This is a genomic window from Pontibacter diazotrophicus, from assembly GCF_003367245.1.
Taxonomy (GTDB): Bacteria; Bacteroidota; Bacteroidia; order Cytophagales; family Hymenobacteraceae; genus Pontibacter; species Pontibacter diazotrophicus.
In genome coordinates this window covers 1-26,765 of record NZ_QRGR01000045.1, presented here as the reverse complement: position 1 = coordinate 26,765, position 26,765 = coordinate 1, and the positions used below count along the sequence as shown (strand labels likewise).

The 26,765-nt window shown below is 46.0% G+C and carries 27 protein-coding genes; 17 read left to right on the top strand and 10 right to left on the bottom strand.

Features of this window, described 5'->3' with window-relative positions; all coding sequences use genetic code 11:
• Window positions 1–296 precede the first annotated feature (296 nt).
• The 3 genes from DXT99_RS25260 to DXT99_RS25250 form a co-directional block, all read right to left on the bottom strand.
• Window positions 297–584 (bottom strand): hypothetical protein, encoded by a 288-nt coding sequence (locus DXT99_RS25260; RefSeq protein ID WP_115568383.1) that lies wholly within the window; start codon window positions 582–584, stop codon window positions 297–299.
• A gap of 63 nt (window positions 585–647) precedes the next feature.
• Window positions 648–1,406: a ParA family protein gene (locus DXT99_RS25255; RefSeq protein WP_115568382.1), complete on the bottom strand. Its 759-nt coding sequence runs from the start codon at window positions 1,404–1,406 to the stop codon at window positions 648–650.
• Window positions 1,407–2,913: 1,507 nt separating this feature from the next.
• Window positions 2,914–3,993 carry a replication initiation protein gene (locus DXT99_RS25250; protein ID WP_115568381.1) on the bottom strand — a complete coding sequence of 360 codons (1,080 nt, stop codon included), beginning with the start codon at window positions 3,991–3,993 and terminating at the stop codon, window positions 2,914–2,916.
• A 1,374-nt stretch (window positions 3,994–5,367) separates the two neighbouring features.
• Between DXT99_RS25250 and DXT99_RS25240 the strand changes: the two genes are divergently transcribed.
• The 3 genes from DXT99_RS25240 to DXT99_RS25230 all read left to right on the top strand — a co-directional run bounded on the left by DXT99_RS25240 (window position 5,368) and on the right by DXT99_RS25230 (window position 7,809).
• Window positions 5,368–6,108, top strand: a complete 741-nt coding sequence (locus DXT99_RS25240; protein ID WP_115568379.1) for a replication initiation protein — start codon at window positions 5,368–5,370, stop codon at window positions 6,106–6,108.
• Between the two features lie 749 nt (window positions 6,109–6,857).
• Window positions 6,858–7,544, top strand: a complete 687-nt coding sequence (locus DXT99_RS25235; protein ID WP_246001039.1) for a Y-family DNA polymerase — start codon at window positions 6,858–6,860, stop codon at window positions 7,542–7,544.
• Window positions 7,426–7,809 carry a DinB/UmuC family translesion DNA polymerase gene (locus DXT99_RS25230; RefSeq protein ID WP_394851350.1) on the top strand — a complete coding sequence of 128 codons (384 nt, stop codon included), beginning with the start codon at window positions 7,426–7,428 and terminating at the stop codon, window positions 7,807–7,809. The genes DXT99_RS25235 and DXT99_RS25230 overlap by 119 nt, the downstream gene beginning before the upstream one ends.
• Before the next feature lie 104 nt (window positions 7,810–7,913).
• Here DXT99_RS25230 and DXT99_RS25225 read toward each other — a convergent pair whose 3' ends face one another.
• Window positions 7,914–8,132: a hypothetical protein gene (locus tag DXT99_RS25225; RefSeq protein WP_115568376.1), complete on the bottom strand. Its 219-nt coding sequence runs from the start codon at window positions 8,130–8,132 to the stop codon at window positions 7,914–7,916.
• Between the two features lie 499 nt (window positions 8,133–8,631).
• Here DXT99_RS25225 and DXT99_RS25220 point away from each other — a divergent pair, with 499 nt between their 5' ends.
• The 4 genes from DXT99_RS25220 to DXT99_RS25205 are packed head-to-tail and all read left to right on the top strand — an operon-like array spanning window position 8,632 to window position 12,308.
• Entirely contained in the window at window positions 8,632–9,075 is a 444-nt protein-coding gene (locus tag DXT99_RS25220) for a hypothetical protein (protein ID WP_115568375.1), read from the top strand.
• Window positions 9,076–9,118: 43 nt separating this feature from the next.
• Window positions 9,119–11,071, top strand: a complete 1,953-nt coding sequence (locus tag DXT99_RS25215; protein ID WP_115568374.1) for a relaxase/mobilization nuclease domain-containing protein — start codon at window positions 9,119–9,121, stop codon at window positions 11,069–11,071.
• Window positions 10,971–11,591: a DNA/RNA non-specific endonuclease gene (locus DXT99_RS25210; RefSeq protein ID WP_262511386.1), complete on the top strand. Its 621-nt coding sequence runs from the start codon at window positions 10,971–10,973 to the stop codon at window positions 11,589–11,591. The genes DXT99_RS25215 and DXT99_RS25210 overlap by 101 nt, the downstream gene beginning before the upstream one ends.
• A gap of 57 nt (window positions 11,592–11,648) precedes the next feature.
• Window positions 11,649–12,308, top strand: a complete 660-nt coding sequence (locus DXT99_RS25205; protein WP_115568372.1) for an SOS response-associated peptidase — start codon at window positions 11,649–11,651, stop codon at window positions 12,306–12,308.
• Between the two features lie 101 nt (window positions 12,309–12,409).
• Here DXT99_RS25205 and DXT99_RS25200 read toward each other — a convergent pair whose 3' ends face one another.
• Window positions 12,410–13,153 (bottom strand): hypothetical protein, encoded by a 744-nt coding sequence (locus DXT99_RS25200; protein ID WP_115568371.1) that lies wholly within the window; start codon window positions 13,151–13,153, stop codon window positions 12,410–12,412.
• Window positions 13,154–13,582: 429 nt separating this feature from the next.
• Between DXT99_RS25200 and DXT99_RS25195 the strand changes: the two genes are divergently transcribed.
• Window positions 13,583–14,002: a helix-turn-helix domain-containing protein gene (locus tag DXT99_RS25195; RefSeq protein WP_115568370.1), complete on the top strand. Its 420-nt coding sequence runs from the start codon at window positions 13,583–13,585 to the stop codon at window positions 14,000–14,002.
• 332 nt (window positions 14,003–14,334) lie between these two features.
• The gene (locus DXT99_RS28060) at window positions 14,335–14,445 is read left to right on the top strand and encodes a hypothetical protein (RefSeq protein WP_394851349.1); all 111 of its coding nucleotides are present in this window, start codon (window positions 14,335–14,337) and stop codon (window positions 14,443–14,445) included.
• 520 nt (window positions 14,446–14,965) lie between these two features.
• Here the strand turns inward: DXT99_RS28060 and DXT99_RS25185 are convergent.
• The 4 genes from DXT99_RS25185 to DXT99_RS25170 all read right to left on the bottom strand — a co-directional run bounded on the left by DXT99_RS25185 (window position 14,966) and on the right by DXT99_RS25170 (window position 19,695).
• Entirely contained in the window at window positions 14,966–15,325 is a 360-nt protein-coding gene (locus tag DXT99_RS25185) for a type II toxin-antitoxin system HicB family antitoxin (RefSeq protein WP_115568368.1), read from the bottom strand.
• 45 nt (window positions 15,326–15,370) lie between these two features.
• A complete protein-coding gene (locus DXT99_RS25180) occupies window positions 15,371–15,619 on the bottom strand; it encodes a type II toxin-antitoxin system HicA family toxin (RefSeq protein ID WP_115568367.1) in 249 nt (82 codons plus the stop codon).
• Window positions 15,620–15,892: 273 nt separating this feature from the next.
• Window positions 15,893–17,329: a hypothetical protein gene (locus DXT99_RS25175; protein WP_181885260.1), complete on the bottom strand. Its 1,437-nt coding sequence runs from the start codon at window positions 17,327–17,329 to the stop codon at window positions 15,893–15,895.
• Between the two features lie 56 nt (window positions 17,330–17,385).
• Window positions 17,386–19,695 (bottom strand): Piwi domain-containing protein, encoded by a 2,310-nt coding sequence (locus DXT99_RS25170; protein ID WP_115568365.1) that lies wholly within the window; start codon window positions 19,693–19,695, stop codon window positions 17,386–17,388.
• 162 nt (window positions 19,696–19,857) lie between these two features.
• On the opposite strand from DXT99_RS25170, the gene DXT99_RS25165 reads away from it, so the two are divergent.
• The 3 genes from DXT99_RS25165 to DXT99_RS25155 all read left to right on the top strand — a co-directional run bounded on the left by DXT99_RS25165 (window position 19,858) and on the right by DXT99_RS25155 (window position 23,509).
• Entirely contained in the window at window positions 19,858–21,702 is a 1,845-nt protein-coding gene (locus tag DXT99_RS25165; protein WP_115568364.1) for a DUF6035 family protein, read from the top strand.
• Between the two features lie 80 nt (window positions 21,703–21,782).
• Window positions 21,783–22,544: a DUF6088 family protein gene (locus DXT99_RS25160; protein WP_147294308.1), complete on the top strand. Its 762-nt coding sequence runs from the start codon at window positions 21,783–21,785 to the stop codon at window positions 22,542–22,544.
• Complete coding sequence (locus DXT99_RS25155; protein WP_115568362.1) at window positions 22,541–23,509, top strand: nucleotidyl transferase AbiEii/AbiGii toxin family protein; 969 nt, start codon at window positions 22,541–22,543, stop codon at window positions 23,507–23,509. Before DXT99_RS25160 ends, DXT99_RS25155 begins: the two co-directional genes overlap by 4 nt.
• A gap of 610 nt (window positions 23,510–24,119) precedes the next feature.
• Here the strand turns inward: DXT99_RS25155 and DXT99_RS25150 are convergent.
• Window positions 24,120–24,479 (bottom strand): hypothetical protein, encoded by a 360-nt coding sequence (locus DXT99_RS25150; protein WP_115568361.1) that lies wholly within the window; start codon window positions 24,477–24,479, stop codon window positions 24,120–24,122.
• 123 nt (window positions 24,480–24,602) lie between these two features.
• Between DXT99_RS25150 and DXT99_RS25145 the strand changes: the two genes are divergently transcribed.
• The 5 genes from DXT99_RS25145 to DXT99_RS25125 all read left to right on the top strand — a co-directional run bounded on the left by DXT99_RS25145 (window position 24,603) and on the right by DXT99_RS25125 (window position 26,726).
• On the top strand, window positions 24,603–24,833 hold the full coding sequence (locus DXT99_RS25145) for a hypothetical protein (protein ID WP_115568360.1): 231 nt from the start codon (window positions 24,603–24,605) through the stop codon (window positions 24,831–24,833).
• Window positions 24,834–24,963: 130 nt separating this feature from the next.
• Window positions 24,964–25,164, top strand: a complete 201-nt coding sequence (locus DXT99_RS25140) for a hypothetical protein (RefSeq protein WP_115568359.1) — start codon at window positions 24,964–24,966, stop codon at window positions 25,162–25,164.
• Between the two features lie 9 nt (window positions 25,165–25,173).
• The gene (locus DXT99_RS25135; RefSeq protein ID WP_115568358.1) at window positions 25,174–25,614 is read left to right on the top strand and encodes a hypothetical protein; all 441 of its coding nucleotides are present in this window, start codon (window positions 25,174–25,176) and stop codon (window positions 25,612–25,614) included.
• A gap of 5 nt (window positions 25,615–25,619) precedes the next feature.
• A complete protein-coding gene (locus DXT99_RS25130) occupies window positions 25,620–25,943 on the top strand; it encodes a hypothetical protein (protein ID WP_115568357.1) in 324 nt (107 codons plus the stop codon).
• Between the two features lie 72 nt (window positions 25,944–26,015).
• On the top strand, window positions 26,016–26,726 hold the full coding sequence (locus tag DXT99_RS25125) for an ArdC-like ssDNA-binding domain-containing protein (RefSeq protein ID WP_115568356.1): 711 nt from the start codon (window positions 26,016–26,018) through the stop codon (window positions 26,724–26,726).
• Window positions 26,727–26,765 lie beyond the last annotated feature (39 nt).

Sequence of the window (26,765 nt, the reverse complement as noted above, 5' to 3'; positions counted from 1 at the left end):
TGGTCTTGCTGAGCTCTACAGCCATCACCTTGAATTCTTTGTCGAACTTTCTTCTCTCTTGTGACATAGTGTTAAGTTATAGGTTTTTCGCTTAACTATATGTCCACTCAAATGTAGCAGCTCCACTTTTACTGATCTCCTTGCATAGGAGAGATTAATGGCCATTCGCTTAAAGGAGGCGTCAAATACATGTCTATCCATAACAGTCAAATTTAATAAATCTGCCTATCAAAAGCCTCCAGTCAAATGTAGCAACTCCACCTCCCTCCTACTTCATGTTTTGGAATCAGGCAATGTCATTTATTTTGAAGGTACGGTTTCCCTTTAAAGTATTCCTTTAATATATACTCCACAAAATCCGACTTACTTCTGTACATCTCATGCAGGGTACCTTTATCAATGTACTCTTCCAGCACTTCATCCACAAAGAAGGTAATGCGTTTTCTGTTAGATGCTTTTTTCCTCTTAGGAGGCACAGGTACGGGTACTTCATCTTTCACCGGACTAGCAGTTGAATCCGCAGGCCTGGCACCATGCAACTTTCCCAATACATTATCAAATCGCTTTGTTTCTTTGTTTGCCATAAGAAGAAGTCTCCTGTTGAATGTTTTTACAAATTTAATACTTTGTTTAAAATTAATAAAGTATTAATTATTAACAATCTCCTGCGTTAGTTCTCTGTAATCCTTTGCCCCATTGGAATCAGGCGCATAGGAAAACACATCCTGGTTCATCACCAGGCATTCGTTCAAGGCTACGTTCGTACGTATCGCTGTTTTCATGACCTTATCCCCTAGCTGATCCTGTGCTTCCTTCACAATGGTTTTCCCCAGTATCGTCTGCGCGTTTTTAGAGTGATTGGTAAAAAACAACCCCCCCAGTTTCAGTTTTGGATTAAGCTCCTCTTCTACAATAATATTAATGGTCTCCAGCATTTTATCTAGTCCTTTCCAGGCAAAAGGCTCAGCGGCCATCGGTATGTATACTTTATCTGAAGCGATCAAAGCATTTACGGTATAGATGCCCAACGAGGGAGGACAGTCGATGATCACGTAGTCATACTTATCCTTCACCTTCTTCAGGATAGAGCGTAGCTTAGCTGCTCCAGCGACAGAATGAGCTACTGCATTCTCTCTTGATATTAGGGAGTGACCGGAATAGGCAATGTCCAGACCGTTTGCCTCGCGAATGACCGCAGTGATTTTACAGTTATCTAAAAGCGCATCTGATATATTCAGTTCTTCTCGGGGATCTATACCAATGGAGGTAGTTAAGTTTGCCTGGGCATCCAAATCAACCAACAGCACCTTCATGCCCCTTTCCTTCAAGGCGTAACCGATTCCCAGCGTGCTGGTCGTTTTTGCGACTCCTCCCTTTGCGTTTACTATGGATAAGACTTTCGTCATATGCTTATTAATTTATTAACTGTTATTAATTTATTAATTGTTTTAAACTTAAACAATTTGTAAGTATATTAAGATTAATTAACATGCACAAATTATTAAACCTACATATTTTATGAATAGTTAATAAAATTAATAAACAATTCATAATTTACTGAACATTGCTCTTAATACAGCATCATGTATGAACAGTTAATACTTTACAAACTTTACTCCTATTATTATCTTTATTAATCATTATAACTTTATTAAATATTTATAAGATAAATAAAGTTAATACTAAATGACAGGACACAGCTACTGATAAGATCGCTGCAGGATCTCTTTTAATATGCATTATGCATAGTCTTGCTTCATACGTTGTATGCACAGTGAATAATGTTTTCATTATTCATAATTTATGAACTGTATGCACAATAAATAACATACATACTATTCATATTTTATGCACAGTATGTACAGTTAATAATATACACACTACACATATTTTATGCATAGTTAATAATGTATTCACTATGCATATTTTAATAACAGTATGAACAATGATTAATTTATGATTTGTATGAACAATGAATAATGTAAATATTATTCATATTATATGAACTGTATGCACATTAAATAAAGTAAAGACTATTTATATATTATTAATTTTAAATAAAGTTAATAATATAAGTAATATTCATAATTTATGTATTGTATGCACAGTGAATAACTTATGCATTGTACATAATATCTTAAGCATATTCATTGTTTGTAAAGAAGATGCTTTTAAATAAAGCTTTATTCATTACAAAAAAGAACCTAAACGCCTACTGCCACGCTAACAGACGTTGACGAGCTCATGCTAAAGAACAAGGCAGGTTCAAAAGCACAATAGCAGAAGTTCGAAACCTACAAATCCATGTCATTTCATATCAGGAGACCCAAGACCTGTCATGTGATGTAATCTAGAAACTGTTGCCGCAACGAAGAAAGTAGTAACTAGCGTGTTGAGAAATGGGATATATCTTCTTAAGGGCTAAGAGGGACTGACAAGAAAATAAAGTAGCAGGTGGTAGTACCGCACAGAAATAACCTGAAAAGGAGGGTGAGATCCAATGATCAAGGAAGCAGCCTAGGAGAAAATGATGCGGAGCAACAGCGGTAAGCTCCAGGTCTCCGGACTTAGCAGGCTATGTGCCGGTTTAATAACATTTGGATAATCAATGCGCTTTCAATAATTGCCGATCCTTTGAAAGTCTTATCAAAGCTCCTGAAATTATATAAAAAGTGCCGAAGGTTGCGTGTGGCGGCGACGTGGCAACTTCATATCTATTGTTTCCCCAGGCTGGCAATTACTACATTTAAACAGCCACTAAAGTCTTCATAAAAACTCCACTAAAACAGTATTAACATTATTAACTATATTAACGTTGATAACTATATTAATCTTATTAACTATATTGACCTTATTAAGAGATAATAAAACTTAGTTTTAAAAATGGTATGGCCTTTACCATGCAGAGGCATATTACCTTTTATTTTTCTCAATCTTATTGTCCAGATGTTTCGCGAACCATTCCGCTTCCGACGTAAAAGTTAAGGTTGTCTTATTTGTAGAGAACCAATTATTGGCTTTCGTTATCACCAGGGGAGGAAGTTGCTGGATGTATTTCTGGATCTGTACTTCTGAAAACGCATATTTATCTCTCATGATCCGTACAGCATTCGCTGTAACTTTATCCGTTCCTATGACTGGGGTAGGGGAGGAGAACAGATTATGTTGAAGGGTCTTAGGATTCGCTTGCAACTTTTCAGGAGCAGCGGAAGGCAGCACATTGATCGTCTTGACCAAATAAAACGTGATGGAGTCCGCATTGCGGCCTTTTTTATTAATCTTATAATCGAAGGCCATATCAGTATCCAGCAGTTCTTCCTTCGCTGTATCTAAAATGCGCCTTTTGAACTCCGCAAATAATGGATACTTGATGACTTTGATTCTTTCCCCTTCGGGTAAGCCTGCTCTTTTGGCTTCATCATCGTTGAGTTCCAAATCCAGCCCCAGCATCAACCTTAATTGTTTGTACTTGATCGTGGTAGGCTTATCCTTAAACAGCCCTTGCTTAATGAACATGTAAATCCTGTAAGCCTGTATGGTTTTAAGGCTTAACAACTGCTCTAACTCGGCCTGAGTATAATTGCCCTTCAGATCCAGTAAATAGGGGGCAAGGTCATTGTTGATTTTGGTGATGATAAACCTGCTATCCTGCGTATAACTTACGGTGGGAAAGATTACCATACTCAGATAGGTCCTCTTCATCTTACCCGTCTTATCAGGCGATTGACTTTCTACCTTAAATTTGATTTCCTGCAATTCTGTCGCCAGCTTTGCTACCTGCTTAAAATTCTTGCCCCCTTTGGATGCATAAAGGGCATCTATGGGAATCTTTACATGGGTAAGTTCCTTATCGTCTTTATGGATATGCCCCAAAGCATAGATGAACGCCCGCAATTGCACCGTTGGAATATCAAAATAGCTGTTGATCAGGTTGTTATGTTGGGTAACAAGCTTATTAGGCTGCCTGACAGGAATATTTAAAAGGTCACTCATGGGCAAAAGTTTAACAGTTTAAATATATGTATTTATTTTGTATCTAGTACATATAATTGCTTAGAAACTGTTTTAAAACCTATTCAAGTGGTAAAAACAAATTTCTTAAACCTAATCAATGCTATGGAAATGGGCTTTAGGTCTATAATCTCTGTTCCTAAAATGGTTCCTCAATAAGTTTTAAAACAGCTTCTTAAATCTATCGAAATCTTTCCTCAGGCTATCTGAAGTGGGATTCTGTACATACATGGGATTCCCGCCATGTATCCTTGGGATGCTGTACATCCTTTCATGGGATTCTGTACATATAAGGTGGGATTTTGTACAGGAGAGGGTGGGAATATGTACATATATCCAGTAGTATAGGTATGATTGTCAAGTAGTTAATCCGCTTCTAATAAGGAATAATAGTATTAAATAAAAGAATAAAGAAAGGGAAAGTTTATTCTTTTATGGTCTTATTAGTATTAAATGAAGCAAAAGCAAGGTAAAAACACGCTAAGAAGTGGGATTTTGTACATATATAACGCGCAGTTGTAGCCCTTTTTAAGAAAATAAATTGCTATTCCGCAGTGGGATTTTGTACATAAATAGTGTCGGTACAGCACAGGTTTAGGTTAAACAATGAGCCTTAAATGTCTGTGAATCAATAGATTATGTTCTTGCTAAAAGCTCCTTTAGAGCAAATTATGCATTTTAGAAATGGTGTACATCTATCTATTGCCCGCGAATGGTGCTCCAGGTCTTGGTAAGTGGGATTTAGTACATATATCTCTTCATACACGTTCAAGAAGCACATTTTAGCATGCTTATAAATCACTTATTATAAGGTAGTTACAAATATAGGGTGAAGCTTAATCTATTCGCTTATTCCCTCTTGAAAAGCAGTACATATAAGGGCCATTGAAACTCGTGCAGCAGCTAAAAAACAGATTAGGGTGCAACCATCTGAATGTTCAACAGCTGGACTATGGTTTCTGGGGGAGAAGCACTCCTAAAAGCGAGTGGGAAGAAGTCGCTTTATCAAAAAGCAAACAGTTGGCGGGAGGCAGGGGAGGAGAGGGGGAAGAAAATCAAGAATGGCAAGGGGCTTTTCTATAAAACACGTTCTTCTGCAGGTAACTTAAAAGTAAAACTAACTTTTCGCTCTTGGCTTTCCGACTTTCGCTTAACTTAAAATTTCTACCGCTCACATATATATCAGCAATAGGGGAGTTGGAATTTCAAAACGCAAATTTAACCGAACGCGCTTAAAGTAAATTGCGCTTTGAGGAATCCCGGCTTCTTACCGGCGCGTTTCACTCATTTTTTCTCACTTTTAAGGGTTTTACAGCGGTTTTAACTATATTAGGGCCAGCTAACCCCTGCCCTGTGATGAAAGCCAGCCCCGCCAGACAATCTCCTCCGTATCATGTGTTTGCCCACTCAGACTTCGGCCTGGACACGCTCCAGACCAGGGTCTTCACGCACCTGCTGGACCAGATTTCCTCCTATGACGAACTGCTGCCCATCCGTGCCGGCCTGGACGAAATCCTGGGGACAAACCCCAACCCCCAGCACTACACGCTGCTCGAGGAGGCACTCCAGGATCTGGCCGGAAAGCGTCTGACAAAACCGGGGCCTGGCCGCACCAGCATGGGATTTTACCCGCTCTTTGAGTATCTGACCTTCCACCATGAGCAGGGAGGTTACCTGGAGGCGCTTTTCTCCCGGCACGCCCGCCAGGAGCTGCAGGAGCTCACCAGCACGTTCTCCCTGGAGGAGATTGCAAGCCTGGTGACGCTCCGCCACAGCCACTCGCAGCGCCTGTTCTGGTACCTGCGCGCCTATGTGGACGCGCGCAAACTGGAGCTGTCAGTGGAGGAGCTCAAGGAGGTAGTACTCGGCGTGCGCAAGTACCGGCAGCGGGACGCCGAGTATGAGCGCTACTATGACTTTAAAACAAGGGTAGTGGACCAGGCCATAAAGGCCATCCGCGACAGGGGGCTGCTGGACATCCGCTACCGGGAGTACCGGCACAAGCGTGTGGTGGTCAAGCTCGTGCTCACCGTCCGTTCCTGCCACACAGCCCGCTCCCCACAGGCCCCGCCTGCGCAGCTCATCCTGTTCCCCTGAGCCCTTGCAGCACGAACCGTCTAGAAGCTCTTTCCGCTACTTTCTTGTTTCTCCAGGAACAAGAATAGAACAAATAGTTACAAATACACAAAATTGTGTTTCTAGCAAGCGCTTAAAGGTGTTTAGGTATCTCAATAAGACGGTAGATCGAACAAAATCCCGGACATTAAAAGAGCAAAAACAACAAAAGGGAAAAAAGTGTATCGTGGCACTGCACCTAAACATTTAGCTGATTAGAGATGTCAAAGTTTAGAAGCCGCAGGGCAGCACCTGAACCTTTAGCGGATTTTGGCCATAAGACAGCCACAGTTTAACGCTATTGAACGCTCAGGAACATAATGGGGGGATAGCATTGTCGGAAGGTTGGCGCGCTCAGAGGGGCTGAAAATCGTTTTTCCATTATACAGCAAAATAGAACAGGAGCAGATCACCGCAGTATCTGCCCAGTGAACATCCGTACTTAAAAACCACTTTTCATAAGAAATGCACATTTTAAAATGTACACTATCTAGTAAGCGTTGCTGCTTAAGGTGAAAACTTTTACCCGGATATGTGTAGCCTGATTCAACTGATTCCCTAAACGTCTTTTGAAGGAAACAATGATTTATGCGTGTTACACATTAGCAAGACTTGCGTTGCGTAAAGATAAAGGCAGTTTGAGTTGGTAAAACAATATCTTACATAGTCTCATGTTTGTTGAACAACCACTGAGGGATTTCTTCAGAGAAGAAGCATACGTGAAGAAGCAGATGGTTCCTTTACACGAATTCCGGCAGTACAGAAGGAGTGAGGTGGAGGTGTACTCCATCGACAAATCGTTCCTGGACCTGGGCAACTTCTACAACGTAAACCTCCAGGACTATGCCCGCACCATGAAGGACACGGTCAGGCTGTGGACAGGCATTCCCGTGGCCGTTGGCGTGGCTCCCACCAAGACACTGGCCAAAGTAGCCAACCAGATATCCAAGAAGTCAGCCAAGGCCAGCGGCGTGCTGGTGCTCACGGACGAAAGGCATATCGAAGAGGCGCTGAAGCGCACGGAGGTCGGGGATGTGTGGGGCATCGGCCCGAGGTATGCGCGCAAGCTGGCCACCTTCGATATCACCACAGTCTGGCAGCTTCACAATGCAACGGACGCCTTTGCCAAAAAGCATTTGACGGTAGCAGGCCTGCGTACCGTCCGGGCGCTGCACAGTATGCCATGCATTTATTTGGAGATGATACCGCCCGCCAGGCAGAACATCTGTACCTCCCTTAGTTTTGGATCCACGTTCACGGAGCTAGACGAGATAAAAGGGGGCGATGGCCACCCATACCGTGCGCTGCACCATCAAGATCCGCGCCCAGAGCAGCTGTGCCGGCGTGCTCACGGTTTTCCTGCAGACGAGCCGGTTCAACGACCTGAATCAAACCTACTTCAACAGCAGCACCGTTAAACTTGATTGCCCGACCGCCAGTGAACCGGAGCTGCTGCGTTATGCCACAAGCGCGCTGACGAGCATCTACCGGGAAGGCTACCGCTACAAGATGACCGGCATCATCTTACAGAACATCGTCCCGGACAACCAGGTGCAGCTGAATCTGCTTAGCAGTCCTCACATTAACCGAGACCTGAAGCTGATGCGAAGACTCGATAAGCTTAGGGACAGGTTCGGGCATAAGAGCGTGCGCTATGGCGTGCAGGGCCTTAAGGAGGAGTGAGCACTGAAGCAAAAACGTATCCCCTTGCTATACTACCGGGCTGGAGGATATTCTCAAAGTCAGGAATCAAGTGCACTCTACAGATTTCACATCATACCCTATACTCAGTACTTCACCTGGTCCAGCTGGTAAACTTTAAATTGAGGAATGGCCTGTGCCTGATTTGTAGCTGGTATGATAGCCTGAAAATATAATTTATAGAGGATGATGGCTGATGGCTTCTGGAGGATTGAAAGTAAAATAAGGATGAACCAGAGCAGTAAAGTTTTGGCAGAAAGAGCACCGACTTTTCCGGTGACTTTGAAGCGCTTGGTATCAGACAAAAAGCAATAATCAATAAACAGAAAACAATAATTAATTATCAATAAGCAGAAAGCAACAAACAATAATCAATAAACAGAAAGCAATAAGCAACAAACAAGAATTAATAAGCAGAAAACAATAAACAACATCTGTAAAAACAACTTTACAATTTCTGTAAAGACAACTTTTAAATTCCGGTTTTCTGTTCTTAATCTAGTGCCGGAAAAGTCGCCCCTCTTCCTGCTGGAGTTTTACAGTAAACATGCTTCTTTTTCTTCCGGCTTCTTTCCCCGGCCACCCCGCCCCACAGCCTCTAACTCAGGCCACCACGAGGCAATGCAGCTCTCAAATAATTTTTTCCCTTTCGTGCAAAATTGGAGTTTTCCACATATATTTACTTTCCGGAATATATTTATGCAAGATGTGTTTCAAGTTACTCGAAACCTCTTGCCACCCCCAAAGCCCAGCTTTGAGGTCGGAAGCAAATAATTCGCAACTCGTTATTTTTTATTCATTACTATGGAGGAGGAGAAGCCAAAAAATCCAAGAGGGGGCAGGCCCGAACTGGGGGAAAAGGAGAAGCGGAATAACAACGTTATGCTTCGTTTCACTGATGCTGAATATGAGGCGCTGAAAGCCGAAATGAAAGACGCGGGGTTTGAGCAAGCGGCATTATACCTGCGCCTGAAGCTGATTGCGCGTAAGGGGCAGCTGGTTTACAACCCTCGGGAATCACTGGACGCGCTTAATGAATTAGACAGGGAAGTGAAAGTCATCGATGAAAAAATAGACCAGATAAACAGGGATTTAAAGATCCTAAAGGCGCAGGGCAAGATTAAGCCTGAGCCTGAGCCTGAGCTGATGGAGAAATACACCGAGCAGCTGGCAGAGCTTACCAAAACACAGCTGAAAGTAGGCAAGGTGATAAAGGGCTTTTTCAGGAAAGGCGATAAGATGATATAAGTTGTTTATTGCTTGTAAATTGGTTTGTAAAGGTTTTAGGGCAATGGTTGTTAAAATACTGAAAGCGGCGGCGGGTTTTGCGGGGGTGGGCTACAGCGACAATAAGATTATAAAGGGAACGGCTGAGCTGATGAAGGCAGAGAACTTTGTGCTTTCGGGGGGCTGGGGAATAAGATGGTCTGCGGGGGATTATGCGCGGTTGCTGGCGAAACATTCACAGGCAAACAGGCTGGTTAAAAAACCGCAGTTCCACGCGGTGCTTTCCGCTAAGGGAAAGGAGCATAGCAAGGAGGAGCTTACAGAAATGGCGCAGCAGTACCTGGATAAAATGGGCTATGGGAAAAACCCTTACCTTATCTACTTTCACGGTGACACTGACAACAACCATGTGCATATCGTTACCTCCCGTGTAGATGGGAAGGGGGAAAAGATTGATGATGCTTACGAGCGGATCCGGAGCCAGAAAGCCATGAAGGAGATTCTGATGCAGGACGTTGGGGAGGAAATAGAGGCACATGTGAACAAGGCGATGGGATATAATTTCTCCACACCGGTGCAGTTCAAGATGCTGCTGGAAAGCCAGGGTGTGAAGCTGAATGAAAAGGATGGAGAGTACCAGTTTATAAAGTACGGCCAGGTGCAGTACTCAACCGGCAAGGCAGAGGTGGACGACAAGATAAAGGAGTACGCCGAGCCAAAGGAAAGAGTCAAGCAACTCAGGGCCATTATCAACAAATACAAGCCTGGGCTTTCCAATGAGGCGTTTGCGGAGTTTGCGCGGGAGAAGTTCGGGCTGGAGATGGTCATGCACCAGGCAGAGGGAAAATACAAGCCTTACGGCTTCACTGTGGTGGACCATGCGCAGAAGCAGGTTTTCAAAGGCTCACAGCTGATGGAAATAGGTGTGTTCCTTTCGCTGCCGTCCCAGGAGGAAAGGCTTAGCGCGGCGCGGGAGATTGTGGGGCGTGTTGCCAAAGACGATTCGCTTTCCTTCTTTGATGTGAAGCGGGACCTGCAAAAGCTGGGTTACGAACTTGGCAAGAAGGGCCATATCTCATTACAGGGAGAGGAGGAGGTGCTTTTCAGCATCGGCAATGATAAGGTAAAGGCGTTGCTTTACAATAGCAGGCTGGCAGAGGCCAGGAGCTTCACCCTGAGCGGTGAGAAGGAGGCGGCGGTGATAGCGTCTGTTTTCTACCTCAAAAAGCAGGACGCGGAACGGTTGCTGGCTATGAGCCATGAGAAGCCGGGGGCCATCAGGACACAGGCCGGTAAGGGGGAGGTGGTAGACCGCCTACGTGCAGGCGTTACCTCCGGTGAGCTGCTTGCTCACGGTGCCGCTCCCTACAACCATGACGATAATAACAATATGAGTTATTACATCAGGATAAAAACAGCTCAGGGGGAGAAGGAATTATGGGGCGTGGATTTGAAAAGGGCGCTGGAGGCTGGCGGCGCGGAGATAGGCCAGCGCATCGGCATTGAGAACCTGGGCCAGCAGGCCGTTAGCGCCGTGGTGAAGGACTTTGACGAGAAGGGTAATGTAGTAGGGACAAAGACTGTGGAAACGCACCGCAATGGCTGGGACGTTAAGCCGCTGGTTGAATCGCACTACCTCACCACACAGAGCCGGGAGAAACAGCGGCGGGAGGCCGGTGATATCCTAAGCAGCATGACGGCAAACGGGTGGCAGCTCAAAGACATTGTGGAGGAGAATAAGTGGATATTAGCCGAAAAGGGCGGGGAGATATACCTGATAGACAAAAAGGAAAAGACAATCCAGGCTGTTTCCTCGCTTACCTCCCTAAAGCTCGATTACAGCTGGGTAGAAGTGCTGAACCTTAACCGGGAACACAGCCGGGAGCAGGGAGCGCAGCTGGACTACAGCGGCGGCGGTGTCTCAGAAATGGCCGCTACGCTGCTTGACCTTATTAAGCAAGGCTCACAGGGAGAGCGGGAGCGCGAGAGGAAATGGAGGAGAGGGCCGAAACGGTAAACTGAATCTATTTTATAACACCATAATCCCTACTGCTTATGAAAATTGTAATCGCAAACCAGAAAGGCGGAGTCGGAAAACCAACCTGATGACAAACATCATCTCGCAGGCGCCGCAGAACAACCAGGAGACGTGGGCGAACCTGGAGGATTACACACGGGACCTGGTGGGGGACGGAAAGGAGGTGTATGTGGTCATGGGCAGCTACGGAGTGGGCGGAACCGGCACCAACGGCAGCGCCCAGACCATTGACAACGGAAGGGTGACGGTGCCTGGCCGGATATGGAAAATGCTGGTGGTGCTGGAAGAAGGGGAGGGGGACCAGCAGGGGATAAACACGAGCACGCGCGTGATAGCCGTGGACACACCCAACAGCAACACCGTCCGCCCGGACTGGGGAAGCTACCGCACATCAGTGGATGCCATCGAGCAGGCCACAGGCTATGACCTGCTTTCTGCCTTGCCGGCACAGGTGCAGCAGGCGCTGGAGAGGCAGGTGGACACGGGGCCGACACGGTAAGGACTACTCACACGCCATTACTGCCGTAAAAGGCTTACCAATCTAATTCAAAATTCTATGTGCGGCAGATACACCGTTGTACCCAAGGCAAAAGGCCGTTCCCGCGTGGCAAAGCTAATTGAGAAAAAGCTGAAAGAGGGGCACTACAACGCGGCCCCTTCACAGGCTTTGCCTGTCGTCACGAACAAACTTCCAGACGAGCTCCAGTTCTTTTCCTGGGGCCTGCAGCCCTTCTGGGCAAAGGATGTGAAGTCTGTGAAGCGCTCCATCAACGCCCGGGCAGAGACGCTGGCAGAGAAGCCATCCTTCCGCAACCTGCTGAAGTCCAAACGGTGCCTGGTACCGGCAGACGGGTTCTTCGAGTGGCAGGTCACGCCGCAGGGGAAGGTGCCCCACCGCATCCAGCTCCGGAGCGAGGAGATGTTCTCCTTTGCCGGGCTGTGGGATGAGTGGCTAGACAAAGGCACCGGTGAGGTGCTGCACACTTACGCCATCATCACGACAGAGGCCAATAACCTGGTGAAACCGATTCATGACCGGATGCCGGTGATACTGTCTCCGGAAGCCGAAGAGCTGTGGCTGGATGAAGGTCAGCCGCAGGAGGATTTGCTGTCGCTCCTCAAGCCGTTCCAGGCAAGCGAGATGAAAGCCTACGCCGTCTCGTCTCTTGTGAACTCCCCTATGAATAATGTACCGGAAGTAATCAACTCGCTATAGCTGTTGTAGCTTAGTCTTTTCTTATAGTTGCTGGGCCGTCTGGTTCTCCAGTTGCCTAATCGGGCTAAGCCGGCACCGATACCTATGGAGGCAGCCTTAGCTTAGCCTGGGATATTGTTGCTGTGCTCGTAGACGCACGTCCAGCCGTCGCCGTCGAAGAGTCTGTTGCGCACCGGGCGCCGGTTCTTTGAGGCCCTCTCGCGCAGGATCCGCTCGAGAAGGGGCATCTTCCGGCCGGCAATCTCCTCGGCCGCGGGCGTGCCGTTCACATCGGTCCAATGCTCGAAAAAACCCTCCACCTCCCAATTGGAGTTGATGCCGAAGGCGTACTGTCGCACCGGTTGTGGCTCCCCCTCCCAGAGCCTGGTGACGCGTACCCGGAAGTCCACCCCCTTGGCGCCCCGGTCTTTTCTGACGAAGGCCCGCACGGTGCTGCGCCCGTAGAGAAAGAGTTTCTCCAGCACCTGGTCAATGATGGAGAAAAGCTCCTCGTTATCCAGGTGGACAGGGTATAGCTTCTCGCCGCGCCTGACAAATTGCTCGTTTCTGATGATGCTTTCTCCCAGGTACTCTCCCTGTCGTCTCACGGGTGCAGCCGCCCCCTCCGGGTGTGAGCAGCCTCTATACTGTACCTCTTCCAGAAAGCTCCCAAACAGCGTATTCAGCCCATCTTCGTCCTTTTGGGTTATCCGCTGCTTGCCGGTTCCGGCGATTTCCTCGTTGAGCTTGTTGTTCAGGGTTTGTCTAGGGTACTTCTGGTTAGGGAACAAATCTGCGGCTATCTCAGCGTTGTTTATGTAGCGGTGGAACAAGAGTTTCTTTAGATTGATTTTAGTGTTTTCCATAATGCTTGTATCGGTCTCAATAAAATTTTATTTCTTGTTCATCATGCATTGCCTGTTGCGCAGTGCTTAGTCTGTTGTTTCCCAATCAGCTTCTCCAACCGCCTTTGCAAAACCACTGCGTCCAGCGGCTGCCGCATCTGATGTCAGCCTACTTCGCTTGTGGCCGCCTCAGGTAACGCCGTAGGTAGAGCCGCAGATAGTGCAATGAGCCAGCCAAACAGCTCCCCATTACCGTTACCGGCTCTTTTTGCTCTTCTGCCGAGAGGTGGTTTATCCCGTTTCCCGAGTTGGTTTTCACGCTTTCTATAGGTATGTAATCTGGTAATTCTCTAAATTAGTACTTTGTTCATGCGTACCGAACCCACCTCCCGTGTACTTTACTCACCCGCACGTTTTTCTTACTCATCTAAAAACACTATATTTGGTACTATGGAAACCTCTATGAAACCTGCGCACATCGGCAGGAAGATCAGCCGTATCAGAGAGTTACGCGGCATAAAGCAGGAAACACTTGCCCAGGAGCTGGGCGTGAGCCAGCAAACTGTCTCCAGAATGGAACAGAGTGAGAATGTAGAAGAGGATATACTGGCTAAAGTCGCTAGTATGTTAGGCGTAACAACAGAAGCTATAAAGAACTTCAGCGATGAGGCTGTGTTCAATTACTTTAACACTTTCAATGACAATAGCTTCAATAATAGCAACGGTGCCTTCAACGCCAATAACTGCAACTTTAATCCCCTTGATAAGCTGATGGAAGCCTTGGAGGAGAACAAGAAACTGTATGAGCGTCTGCTGGAAAGCGAGCGAGAGAAGAATGAACTGTTGAGGCAGCAGTTGCGCAAAGACTGATAGTGCTAGAGCATAAAGTTTAAAGCCCGTCCCTCAAGGTCGGGCTTCTTTGTTTTTATAGCTCAAACATACTACGTAAGCAAGGGGCTGGTCGCGCGGCTGCTGACGGGTAGGCGAGCACAATAAGGGTTGTAGGTTTTGTCTTCGTTTTTTCCGGTCCGGGGTTTTTCACCATTCCAAAACAAAGGGGAACAGGCGAGAGGAGTACCGCTAGCGCAGGCAAAAGAAAGGCTGGCCGGAGGGGCTGTATTTACCCTTGCTCTTGCCAACCAGACTGTGGCTGCCTGAAAAAGTGTCTCCAGTATAACATTGCAATTCCACCTTCCACGGGTTTGGGCATGAGTATCATCAAGACCATCTTAGAGTGGCACAGTGGAAGCGTCTTGTTCGAGAGTGAGGAAAAAGTGGGAACGACTTTCTACATTAAAATCCCAAAGGAGTAGGGGGATAGAAGGGTCAAGGCAACTACTCAGTCTGTTACTGGAAAAAGGGTGTCTACTCTGACGACACCATCCACAGGAAGCACCTTTCCTCAGGCGATAAATCGTAGGTCCATCATTACCGTTGGTATTTATACTGAAAAGAGGCGAGAGAATACTGAGACTTGCACTACTTTGCACTATTTGTGTTTTAGTGGTTGCACAAGCATGTATCTGTTGTTAAGTTGCTGCTTGCGACAGTTGCGCTATTTAACATCCTATGTCTTATTGTTGAAGTGGCTGGAAGATCCTCATGTGTGAGCCACTCAGAAAAAAAATCAGACGCTGCTGGGTGGGATTCAATAAAATCCGTCTGTGTCATTGTGTCTTTACTATAGTTTTAAGCTTACTATAATGTTCATCTATAACTTATCAGGTAGTTGGATAGAATAAACACAGCTATATGCTTCCCTACAATACAAAGCCCTTCTAAAAGCTATAAAAAAGGCCCCTATAAGGGGCTTTTTCGTTTAAAGCAATCCTTCTAAGCATGCTGCTTGTGTTGGTGGGCATGATGGATATATTGACTAACTGCCTCCACGACCAGCTGGTTTAAATTCTTGCCTTGTACAATAGACAAGCGAGCCGCCTCCTTGTGCAGCTCAGGCTGCATACGGATGTTAAAAGTTCCTTTAAAGGCTTTTTCCGGTTCCTTCCCTATCTCTCGGCACATCTCCAGATAATCATCCACTGAATCTTGAAACGCCTGCTCCAACTCCTCTACTGTTGTTCCCTCAAAAGTAACTACATCATTGATGAACTCAATCTTACCGAAAAACACTTTGTCCTCGGCACTATACTCGACACTGCCGATATAGTCCTTGTACTTGATAGTGCTGCTCATTTCTACGATCTTAAAATTTTCTTTCTGTTTATTCTATTCAACTTCTCAGCAAATCCCCAACGAATCCATCACGATCTTCAGCTGGTAACGCTTTAGAATATTCCCCGGGTGAGGCTTATGCAGATTGATCACATGTTTTGTAGTTACGTGCACAAACGCCCTTCGGCTTCCCCCTGTCTTGCCTCCCGTATGCTCCTGATACCCTAGTCCATTTAACATACTCACTAGCTCTGACCAGGTAAAATCTGTGGGACAGCTGCAGAATCTTTCTATCAGTTTGTCTTTCTTTGACATTAAAAGCTATATCAATTACACTTGCAACTAAAATATGGTTGCAAAATATGAAAAATATTTCAATTCTGCCTTCATTTATAAAACTCCTCAAACATGTCTGACAATAAACCACATTTCATTGAAGCACATGCTTTGTGGAAGGCAAAATTAGATACTATATAATCGCAGGATTAAGCTATTATTTAACATAAAGTATATTATATGTGACACTTAAAATAGATGTTTTACATCGTATATTGCAAGTCTTATAATTAACCTTATGTTAAACAGGAGCTAGCTCAATGGTATAATACTGCCTATTTGATGGCCATGCTGACTTATGAAATAGTTTATCTTTTCTAACAAAGTGCCTGCTTTATCTGGATTATTGAATGCCCACGCTAAGGCCCCCTTCACGCCACTTTGTACTTTACTCCAAATAGGAGAAGATTTCGCAGCTTCTGTTTTTGCAGCGTCTAAGTTCTTAATCACCTCCACAGGCAACTCCTGTCTTGGAAGCTCCTGTAGAAGATCTATCAGCTTTATGATAATGTCCGTGTTGGCCGCCTCTGTTATATGCTGCTGTTGACTGTTGCCGCTGCCTCCAAGCTGAATTTGAGCATTTTGGAATGTTCCCCCATAATTGAAGAGCTGGTTTGTTTGAGGCGCTGGAGATGCATGTGTTACAGCCTCACATGACACCTCTCTTGCTACCACAACTCCATTGATCTGATAATTCTTAATATCAGTAATTCTAAATGGCTGGTCCTCATACCAGAGAGTATCATTGTTCTGTATACTAATAGCATAGGGAATACGAAATTTATCTTTATGCTTTAGAACCTTAAATGGGTTTCCTTTAAACTGGTCTCCGTGGCTTTGAAGCATAGCCTGCTTACCGTTATCATCTACCAGCTGCTCATAGTCCCTTAATTCAGCCTGTATTTTATCCTCAGACATAATTGTTTGATATAAGTTTAGAATCATTTTAGCGTAGCCTAATAGGAAGCAAGGATAAATAGAACCCCGCCATTTATTAGGGATATTGTAGTCATCAAAATAAGCTCCGGTTTGAAAGTCCTCTAACTGTACCTCCTCTATAAATGCAATGGCACTTAATAGCTCCTCCTTTTTTGAGCCTTCACCTTGTTCGCAGAGATGCCACAGTCGGGCATAATGCACAAAAAGTTTTTCCTCCGCGTCCTTCATGGCAAGAGATATTTCAAATAGGCTAGCTACAAGTGTAGCCAGTTGTTTATTTTGGGGAAGCAAAGATGCCAGTTTAGTAAGGAAAACAATATCTAACCCTCTGTAAACTCTTCCTTTTCCAAGTATCAGCGTTATCTGCGTGTTTAATTTATCTTCAGCCCAAACTCCTAGTCTTGCGATGGCATAAAGTAAAATGATGGTGTGGGTAACATCTTTTACTAAACCTGTCTGTGGGTGCAACGCCAACTCATTTTCCAGAAGATCCTTTAAATTTTCAATTAGACCGGCTCCAATCTCCCTATGCCTGCTACTGGCAATCAGGCATGCTGCAATTCTTTCCTGGACAGGGCTCTGGGAAAACTGCCGCGCAATGATTCTCGAGGCGCAGAAAGCATCCTCTCGTTTGAAGAAGTCGACAGCTCCCTCAATTTGGAGCTCCTGATGCTCTTGCAGCAGATGTACATAGATGGCGTCGGTAAGGTAAGCATCGGTGTCTTTGTAAGGGTTAAATCTCTGTCTCACGCAGAACCTGGCCAGCCTGATGACATGCTCAGTATTAAACGAATTCTCTGATACCATTATATCCACCATAGGCGGTTTCGAACCCCAATGTTTGTGAACTGATTTATTGCCCGAAATTCATTGACGGTGTGAGCTAGCTCCTTAGAGAAAGCAATTGTGGCAGGCAGGGTAGATAGCGGAAATGTGGATTTGTAATTCAGCTTCGTAAGTGCCTGCATGTGGTATGCCGTGTCCCTAATGTCAAAGTCATACTGCTCAGGCATAGTTTGAACCCTTACCCTTAGAATCACGGGAGTTCCCCGCACTGTTGTTTTGATTTGGGAGTAGCCTGAGGGACAGTAGTAAAGCTGTCTTTCATTCACAACAATGCCGCCGCCCCTGTGCTGGCTGCCATCCTTATTATTAGGATTAAATAATCTCACTGTGTGGTTACCCGCTATACTTACAAAATAGAGTATAGCATCTGGTATAACTTCGGTTACTGCATAGTATATACTGTGCATTTCCTCTTTGCTGAAAAGCTTGTTGTAATGAATATGTATCTTCTTTAGGGTGCTCTGTTCCCGCTGGGCCGCTATAACAGCTTCTTGTATCAGCTGACCTACATTTTTGCCTCTTTGTTCAAAATCAAACTTCTCCCCTTCCTCGAATGAGCTGCTGTTGTAATAGGTTTGGTGCCACTCCCCGTCAGATGAAAAAACATTAATGCACGCAAGTGTTCTTAGCAGCTTAGAGCCTCCACCCCCCTCATTCTTACTAGAATAAGACATCCCTACAAAAAGATCTACATTAGGGAGCCTCTCGTTTGGATAGAGAGTCCACGGAGTATAGCCAGCTTTCACAAACAAGTCTAAAGCAAAGTTCCATAGAGTATATTGATTTACATTCACTACTGTAGCCTCCCGTACACACTGGGACACTATGCCGCTATTGATCAATTTGGCCTGAACTACCGTCTTCGTGTAAATTTGACTGTTCGGTAGCTGGTAAACAACTAAATCATTTTCATCTGCGCTATGCAAGGTTATTTTAGATAAGTCGACCCCAAAAGTCACATCCTCAAAAGCCTGGTAGCTTATTTCAAGCGAAGTGTGGAAATGCCTTTCAAAGCCATAGTACCCTCCTTCCCCGTTCTGAAGCAGAGAAGCGAATTGTCTTATTCTCTCTGTAGCTGAAGCGGCATGGAAGAACAGTATACGTATAGGGTTATGGGGTTTATCATACGCCCCAAACTGAGCCAAGCCCTCTTTAACCTTAATGCTTTTCTTAGAATCTTGTATAGAGTCAAATCGAAGATTTGGTTCTGCCTGAATGTTAATTTTTTGCTGAAAATCGCTTTGAGAAGCCGGCTGCAGATCTAGCGTGACACTAGTACTGGCTATCCTGCCATTTAGAGCTTTTTGAATGGTTTTGACTACTGCCAGAGATGTGGCTATGCGTTCATTTGACTTTAGAAGAGTCAGCTCCTTCAACTTTGCATTCAGATCTATAAAGCCCACTTTACCGCGTTCAGCTAACCAACTTACCATGCCCTGCATTTGGCTAAGGGAGAGGATTGGGATTATGTCCGCTGCCTTTATTGGTAAAGACTCATTACTTCCCAAGGATCCATCCAGCACATCTTTTAAAAGGCTTTTCCGGCGTACCTTGCCAGCCTTGCCCGTCTCTTTGAAATAGAAGCATTCAAGGTCTTCACGCTTCTTCAGTGTGTCTATGCTAAATAGCTGACTAAAGGTTGCAGCGGACATTTGGTTCATGACCCTGAGTGTCGGCTCCACCGACAGATAAAACTGTCCTTCAGAATAATGTATGGCGAAGCGGAAGGCCTGGCAAATTTTCAGGTATTCCAAGTAACTGTTACCCAAGCTAGGGTGAGATGTGTCGGGAAGAATGACTTCATTTACTTTGTCTTCTGAGAATTTTTTGGTCAGTACGGCAAAGCCACTGTGCTGACTGAACTTGTGCCGGATGTATCGATAAAGAATCTGCTTGACTTTCTCAGCATTAAAAGGCAAGTCTCTCAGGCGGGCATCATGTCTGATCGTAACTAAATTGGTTCTGTCATAATAAGCAGCCTCAGGAAACTCCGCTTTTAAAGCCTCTGGTAGGATGTACAGATTTCTTGGAAAGGGTGATAAGTTGATTTTAAACAGATTAGTGATTTCATCCTTTACCTCAACTGTACTGGTAATAGAGGTGGACGGGGCGTTTACTCGGAATGGTTTCGCGTTTTTACACCTTGGATACTGATTACAGCTTAGAAAATGCTGGTTATTCTTAGAGCTAAATTTCTTTACCATACGGCCAGAGCCGCATTTATCACATGAGCCAAAGTCTTCAATGTTTACGCTTTGTAAATTTGTCATTCCCAAGTTTTATAACCAGAATCAAATCCAAACTAGGCTAAGATAATACAATTTTTTTTCTTTAATATTGATTTGCCTTTAGATGCTAAGCATAGATATATTAATATTATCTTGTTGTAATACAGGATTGATCTTTCTAATATTAATAGTTTATACAGGCCTATGGAACGCGCAAAAAAGCTTACCATTGAAGAATTTTTAAATTATGAAACAGGTGAGCATATAGACGCTTATAACTTCTTTCGAAAGCCGTTGGACGAGGTTACTGAGTTCCGGTCTGAGCTACAGAGGGCAATTGCTGGTTACCGGGATCCGCTGTTTGTCTGCTATTATTGTAAGCAGATGATTAGGATCAGAGGCGAGAACTTTAGGGATAGCAGAAGGAAGAAAGACAGTTTTCACTTTGCACATCTGCATGATAGTGCGGCCTGCCATATCAAAACCAATAACAGCTACTCAAAAGAGGAGGTGGAACGCATCAAGTACAATGGTGCGAAGGAAAGCGCCTTGCACGTCCACTTAAAGGAACAGATTGCCTCTTACCTGAATATAAATAGCTTATCTAAGAAAGAGGTATCAGACATTGAAGTGGAAAAAGTGGTTAAGAGCAGGCTCATTGAGAGGGAGTGGCGGAAGCCTGACATTAACGCCTTTTTCAAGGGGAAGCGCATGGCTATCGAGCTGCAGCTTTCTACCACCTGGTTAAGCGTAATCACTGGAAGGCAGCACTTCTATCTGGAACAGGGCTGTTACATACTGTGGGTGTTCCACCAGTTTAACCTTGATGATGATGTAAGAAAGCTTACCTATAACGATGTGATCTTTACTAACCACCATAATGCTTACGTGTTTGATGCGGATTGCAGCTGGAGATCAGAACTTGAAAATGATCTGGTACTAAAGTGTTATTATAAAAAATACCATCAGGAGGGACTTGAAATCAAAGATGCTTGGGAAATGACCTATGTCACCCTATCAGATCTAACCTTTGATGCTACAAACTTCAAAGTATACTTTCACGATGCTAAAAAACAAAAGGGAGAGGTGGAACTAGCCATCGACAAGGAAAGAAAGAAAAGGGAGCTCCTTGAAAGGGAGCAAAAAATTGAAGCCGAAAAACGCCGGGCCGTGCAAGTCAGAATACAGGAGCAAAGAAAGGCTGAAGAGAAAATAAAGCTGGCTGAGTATACCAAGTTAAAAGGTACTGTATCAGAGCTGACTCGGCAGCTCAATGAGCTCCATCAGGAGAAAGAAAGCTTAGAGAGGAAGGCAATACGACTACAGGAAAGAATAGAAAACAGGGCACAAGTTCTGTCAGATCTTGCGGCTTATGCCGATAAAGCTTATGACTTCATAGCTGGCAAAAGTCCCTCAAACCCTTTCTATGGGAACCATGAATATGGCCATTATGAAATGGTAAACTCATTGCGCTCGGAGTTTTTAGAGTCTATCAAAGGGCTACAGGCAAGACTTTCCCGATCAAGCATGGAGAAGAGCTATTGGCACAAGGAACAGGCTGGACTTCCTACACTGGATCAAATAGCAATAGCGGGAGTAAGTTATCAAATTCTGCCTGGGGTAGATGAATACTTCCAGATGATAAGGCCTCATTATGCTCAAGTCAAGTATATACCCAAGTCAGCTGTGGGAACACTTTTCGAGGGGGCGGAACTACGTTCTGTGCTTTCCGAAACTAACCTATTGGAGGTCTTTACTAAGAGCAGCTTATTTCTTCTGGTCGAACATGGTCAGAAAGTATTGACCTTTGCTGATAAAGTAGAGGCTTGCCAGAGTTCTATTTTGCAAATTAATGAGATGAAACTAGAGTTAAAGGTGCAATTACAAGATAAGATAAAGCAAATTTTTGAAGCGGAGATAGCGGACTTTAGACTTGAAAGGTTGAATAATGAAAGTAGAAGTGAAGCATTAGATGGTGAGATAACCATTTTGCAAACGGAGATGGTTAGCCTGAAAAGCGTCTTGGATGATTTAAGAAGCTTCTTTTAAAGCTGTTTCTTTCATTTTGTCAAGTTTAACAACAAAAAAACTTGACATCCAATAGGCAAGCTACTACTTTTATAGAACCCTTGGACCAAACTAGTACACAACTTATAAAGGAAACGATGAGCATCATGCAACAAGTCCGGGAACGAATTGAACAGGCCCAGCCCGGGCAGCTGCTCACCTATGCTGATTTCCATGTAAATGACAGCCAGCTGGAGGCCTTGGCAGCGGCACTCAGTCGCCTGGCCAGGCAGGGAGTTATTAACCGGCTGGCAAAAGGCCGCTACTATAAGCCGAAGGAAACTGTTTTCGGGAAAGTAAAACCATCCGAAAAAGAGATCATCAAGAGCCTGAGCACCTCCAAAGGCAAAGTCAAAGGGTACGAGAGCGGTTTGGGGCTTTACAACCAGCTGGGCCTAACCACGCAGGTTCCCCAGGAGGTGACGCTGATGACCCGCAAGCAACGCCGGGTAGCGAACGTCGGGAAAACCAAAATTCGTTATGTTCAGAGCCCCACCAGCTTCAAGGAATCTGACATTGACAAGCTTCAGGTCCTGGACGCTCTGCGCGGTTACAAGAAGATTCCGGACCGCAACAGCGAGAAGACGATCCTCATTCTGCTTGAGTATATCAGAAAATTAGCCGAACGTGACATGGATCGGCTCATAGAGCTGGCGCTGGACTACAACCCCGCCACCCGTGCCTTGCTGGGAGCCTTGTTGGAGCAGCTGGGCTATGCACAGGAGGCGGATAGGCTAAGGCAGTCGCTCAACCCGCTGACTAAATACAAACTGGGCATTAGCGAGAGCATCTTATCCAACACAAAGGACTGGAATATCATATGAACCTGCACCAAAACCCGGAGGTGTTCTGGGATGCTATTACGGCCACGGCAGAGGCCCTGCAGATTAGGGATGTGTATGTGGAGAAGGACTACTGGGTGACGCTAGTGCTTTACCGCCTGGCCCACTCCCCCTACGTGGAGCAGGCCATCTTCAAGGGCGGCACCTCCCTCTCTAAGGCCTACAACCTGATTGAGCGCTTTTCTGAGGATATCGACCTGGCCATCAACGCCGACGAAGGCATGACAAACAACCAGGTCATGCAGCTGATCCGCAAAATCTCAAAAGAGATAACAAAGGACATGGTCGAGGTAGATGACCCGTACCGGACCAGTAAAGGCTCCCGCTTCCGCAAAACGCTACATGATTACAGAGCCACTGTGCAGGGAGACTATGGGCAGGCAACTGACAAGATTCTGGTGGAAATAAACTCCTTCGCCAGTCCATATCCGCACCAGCGCATGCCAATCAAGACCTACATCAGCCAGTTTATGGCCCAGCGTAACTTGCTGGACCTGATCCGCCAGTACGGTCTGGCTCCCTTTGAGGTGAATGTGGTGAGCCTGGAGCGCACCTTCACCGAGAAGGTGCTGGCCCTGGTGCGGGCATCTTATGCCGATGACCCGGTAGCTGAGTTGGGTAGTAAGATCCGCCATGTCTATGACCTGCACGCCATGCTGAAAGCGCCTGCAGTGGCCACTTTTCTGCACAGCGAGAACTTCTTCGAGATGATTTGGGCCGTGCAGGCTGATGATGCCCGCAATAGCGAGTTTCAGGGGGACTGGGCTATGCAGCCACTGGATGCTTGCCTGCTGTTTACAGATGTGAGAGGAACCTGGAACTCTTTAGAGACTACATACCAGCAGGAATTCCGCTCACTCGTGTATGGTACGCTGCCAGCCCCGGAGGAAGTAGTAACTGTTTTGGAAATCATATCTACCCGCCTTAGTGCATTCGCAAGCAGGTAATGCAAAACACTGCCTGTGATAAGGCATACATCTTGTCTAAAAAACTGTCATTGATTATACCTTTTGTAGCCCATAAATTTTTATGCATGACCTATAGCTAAATCTGCAATAGTGTATATGTGCTTCTTCGAAGTCTTACCCTGTCCAGCTTTTACCTCCTCCCCTGCCGACACCAGATGGCTATTCCCTGTAGGTTCTATTCTCCTTTTGACTTATTGATTTCTCAAATCCCTGGCTGCGCAGGGCAGTCTGTCAGGATGACAGCTTATAACGTTTTAAAAACGTTACTGCCTGCCATATGTCTAGCGAGAAAGGCAGCCCCTCCCCTGCAAGTTTTGCTCCAACGTCCAGCACTCGGCCAAATGCTGCTCATTTGCCAGAGAGCTTCCCGTCGTTGGTCACCCTTCCGCCATCTGCCTCTCTGCGCTGCGCTGCGTTCTGCAGCTGTCATAACAGTGATTTTCCTACCCGCGCAAAGCAAGCGCCTCCCTACTATAGTTGAAGAAAGAACAAAAAGACAAAGATTGTATTACTAGACGTACAGGGTAAATCTAATAATACCATATTACTGGGTAAACGATTATTACTACAAAAGGGAAAAGGAAGCAAGCTATACCGTTAACGCCTTGTACTCCTCAAACTCCTCCTCTCCCATCAGACCGCGCACGTACTCCTCCTGCCCCACATCGTTCTTTTCCTGAACGTACCTGGTGAAGCTGAGCACGGTGCGGCACCATTCAAATCCTTTAGCGGCCATACCCCTGGAGACGTTCTCCGGCAGGCCTTCCAGCCACTCCTCGTAATCCTGGTGCGTAGGCTCGTGCGCTGCCGCCTCCTGGTGATAGCGGTAGACAGCGTTGCCATAGCTGAAGAAAAGCTCCTGAAAGCGCTGCTGGTTCTCAGGTAGCTGCGTAATTGTTGCCTCCTGTGTTCGGTTGCAGTGCGCCTCCGGGTGTTTGACTTTAATCATGCCTGAGAATTATAATTTAAATTTAAAAAAGAGGAAAGAAAGCGATAAGTCAAATATAGCAATTGCTGAAACATATCTTGTGTACACCTAACATATTATATAGCTTTGCGTAAACCGCATCAAATGGCAGACAAAGCACATCCTCGATTCGTAACACCGTACAAATACGCGCAACTCTGCGGTGTGTCGGATTCTGCTATATATCAACGCATAGAGCGGGGCCAGTTAGAGGTGCATGTTGAGCAGTCCCTGGACGGTAAAGAAAAGCGATATGTTGACACAGAGAAGTTTCCGCCGGAGAAGCTGATTGACTACCCTATCCAATACAAGGGCAAGAAGAAGAAAAAAGAGTAGATATTTTTTTAATAAATCTCTTGGGTATACCAAATATAATTCTAGTCTTTTGCGTATTATATTATATAGAAGGAAAGGAAAAGCCTTTTTTATTTCCCCAAACTCTTGGGTATATATAAGACATTTGATCATGAAAGCAACCTTCCAAACCAAAGAAGGGCAGCTAATCTGCAAGGCCCATACCCTCGACTACACCACCAGGCAGCGCGCGGTGAAGGTAGCCATTAGCAAAGGAGCCCAGACACTGCAGTCTACGGACGAGCGCGGGCGTGTGCAGGACCTGACGCATATCCTTCAGAGCAGAGTTTTATTTATCCGTCACAGCCTCTAAGCAATTTCTATGGGAACTACCTCAACACAGCACGAAAACAGTCAACAGGGAGCAAAGTACACTGTTGGCTTCAAGACCTACAAGACTGCGGAGCGCGTGAAGATGCGGGAGGTGAAAATCTATCGCAACGGGGCCTGGATTTACTGCGATGCTTTTACGGAAGCAGAGCGGGAGACACACGAGGCCTGGGCCAGTGAGTTCCTGGAGGCAATGAAACTCAACGATACCCGGCAGTACCAAGAGAAGCCAGCGCAAGAGATAGCATCTGAAGACCTGCCGCTGCAGGCAGTACAGCAGCAGGTTTGGAGCAACATCCTGAAGCTGCGGGAGGCGGGTCTGATGACCAACAGAGAGGCCGCTGACATCTGCTTGGTGCGCTTCACCTGGACTCTAGAGCAGGCCATAGCCAGGCTAGCAGAACTAAAAGAAAGATACCTCAACAGGAAATAGAGAGCATGGAACAATCCACACCATCCCCGGAAATAAAGAAGCCCTTTTACAGGCTTGCAACGAATAGTCGTGCCGCAGAAAGCACGTTTGACATCTCCCCCCTGCTCCAGGTGCTCACTCGAGAGGACAACCCGCTGGAGATGGCCCGCTCCCTGGACGAGGTGTACACGCTGCTGGCAGAGTACCTGGTCCGCGATGCCGGCACCTACGGGGAGCACTACGCCAGCCTGCTCTCCGATTTGCGACGGATGCGTGACGCCCTGCTGCAGGGAAGCGGCCGGTTAAACATCCGGAAAGAGCCCACAGGAGAGCAGGCCGCCAATGGCTAAGCAAGCAGCGAAGCTTTTATTACCATCATACAGAATAGTACTTATTTCATACATCCACCAAATTCCATTCCTATGAACGCATTCGAAAAATTCAATCAATTGGCTGAGCAGGTAACAAACGAAGTAGTCACGCAGCTAGAGCAGGGCAAGGTGCCCTGGCAGAAACCTTGGACCTCCTACGGCCTCCCGAAGAATTACCTGTCCGGCCGACATTACGAAGGCTTCAATGCTTTTTACCTCCACTACATCACCGAAGAGAGGCACTTCACCACGCCTTACTTCCTTACCTTCCGGCAGGCCAAAGAACTGGGCGGGTGCGTGAAGAAAGGTGAGAAAGGCACCCCTATCATCTACTGGAAAATTAGAGAGGAGAAAGCAGGAGATAACACTGCAGAGCAGGAAGAGGAGGAGAAAGAGGGGTCTGGAAGAAAGTTTGTCCCCTTTATCTGGACGGTGTTCAACATTGACCAGATAGCGGGCGTGGACTTTGCCCTGCCTGCAGCCGAGGAGCGCACAGAGCTGCAGGTGATAGAGACTTGCCAGCGCGTGGTGGAGAATTATCCTATGCCGCGCCCCCACATCGGGCACGGCGGCGCGCAGGCCTACTATGCTCCCGTCAGTGACCGGGTGCAGCTGCCGGAGCTGAAGTGCTTTGTTTCTCCCCACGCCTACCACGCAACGCTCTTCCATGAACTCATTCATAATGCCGCAGAAAAGATTATGCCGCACCAGATAGGCTGGGTGTTTGTTTTAGTGCTTTTCCGGTGCGGGCATGCGGCATAATCTATAGGCTTTCGAGAAAGCTGAGCAATTTATCATCCG

Excerpts from the sequence above, each read along its gene's own strand:
- DXT99_RS25260 (WP_115568383.1), bottom strand. The coding sequence starts at position 584 with ATGGCAAACAAAGAAACAAAGCGATTTGATAATGTATTGGGAAAGTTG.
- DXT99_RS25255 (WP_115568382.1), bottom strand. The coding sequence starts at position 1,406 with ATGACGAAAGTCTTATCCATAGTAAACGCAAAGGGAGGAGTCGCAAAA.
- DXT99_RS25250 (WP_115568381.1), bottom strand. The coding sequence starts at position 3,993 with ATGAGTGACCTTTTAAATATTCCTGTCAGGCAGCCTAATAAGCTTGTT.
- DXT99_RS25240 (WP_115568379.1), top strand. The coding sequence starts at position 5,368 with ATGAAAGCCAGCCCCGCCAGACAATCTCCTCCGTATCATGTGTTTGCC.
- DXT99_RS25235 (WP_246001039.1), top strand. The coding sequence starts at position 6,858 with ATGGTTCCTTTACACGAATTCCGGCAGTACAGAAGGAGTGAGGTGGAG.
- DXT99_RS25220 (WP_115568375.1), top strand. The coding sequence starts at position 8,632 with ATGGAGGAGGAGAAGCCAAAAAATCCAAGAGGGGGCAGGCCCGAACTG.
- DXT99_RS25215 (WP_115568374.1), top strand. The coding sequence starts at position 9,119 with ATGGTTGTTAAAATACTGAAAGCGGCGGCGGGTTTTGCGGGGGTGGGC.
- DXT99_RS25205 (WP_115568372.1), top strand. The coding sequence starts at position 11,649 with ATGTGCGGCAGATACACCGTTGTACCCAAGGCAAAAGGCCGTTCCCGC.
- DXT99_RS25200 (WP_115568371.1), bottom strand. The coding sequence starts at position 13,153 with ATGGAAAACACTAAAATCAATCTAAAGAAACTCTTGTTCCACCGCTAC.
- DXT99_RS25195 (WP_115568370.1), top strand. The coding sequence starts at position 13,583 with ATGGAAACCTCTATGAAACCTGCGCACATCGGCAGGAAGATCAGCCGT.
- DXT99_RS25185 (WP_115568368.1), bottom strand. The coding sequence starts at position 15,325 with ATGAGCAGCACTATCAAGTACAAGGACTATATCGGCAGTGTCGAGTAT.
- DXT99_RS25180 (WP_115568367.1), bottom strand. The coding sequence starts at position 15,619 with ATGTCAAAGAAAGACAAACTGATAGAAAGATTCTGCAGCTGTCCCACA.
- DXT99_RS25170 (WP_115568365.1), bottom strand. The coding sequence starts at position 19,695 with ATGACAAATTTACAAAGCGTAAACATTGAAGACTTTGGCTCATGTGAT.
- DXT99_RS25165 (WP_115568364.1), top strand. The coding sequence starts at position 19,858 with ATGGAACGCGCAAAAAAGCTTACCATTGAAGAATTTTTAAATTATGAA.
- DXT99_RS25155 (WP_115568362.1), top strand. The coding sequence starts at position 22,541 with ATGAACCTGCACCAAAACCCGGAGGTGTTCTGGGATGCTATTACGGCC.
- DXT99_RS25150 (WP_115568361.1), bottom strand. The coding sequence starts at position 24,479 with ATGATTAAAGTCAAACACCCGGAGGCGCACTGCAACCGAACACAGGAG.
- DXT99_RS25145 (WP_115568360.1), top strand. The coding sequence starts at position 24,603 with ATGGCAGACAAAGCACATCCTCGATTCGTAACACCGTACAAATACGCG.
- DXT99_RS25140 (WP_115568359.1), top strand. The coding sequence starts at position 24,964 with ATGAAAGCAACCTTCCAAACCAAAGAAGGGCAGCTAATCTGCAAGGCC.
- DXT99_RS25135 (WP_115568358.1), top strand. The coding sequence starts at position 25,174 with ATGGGAACTACCTCAACACAGCACGAAAACAGTCAACAGGGAGCAAAG.
- DXT99_RS25130 (WP_115568357.1), top strand. The coding sequence starts at position 25,620 with ATGGAACAATCCACACCATCCCCGGAAATAAAGAAGCCCTTTTACAGG.
- DXT99_RS25125 (WP_115568356.1), top strand. The coding sequence starts at position 26,016 with ATGAACGCATTCGAAAAATTCAATCAATTGGCTGAGCAGGTAACAAAC.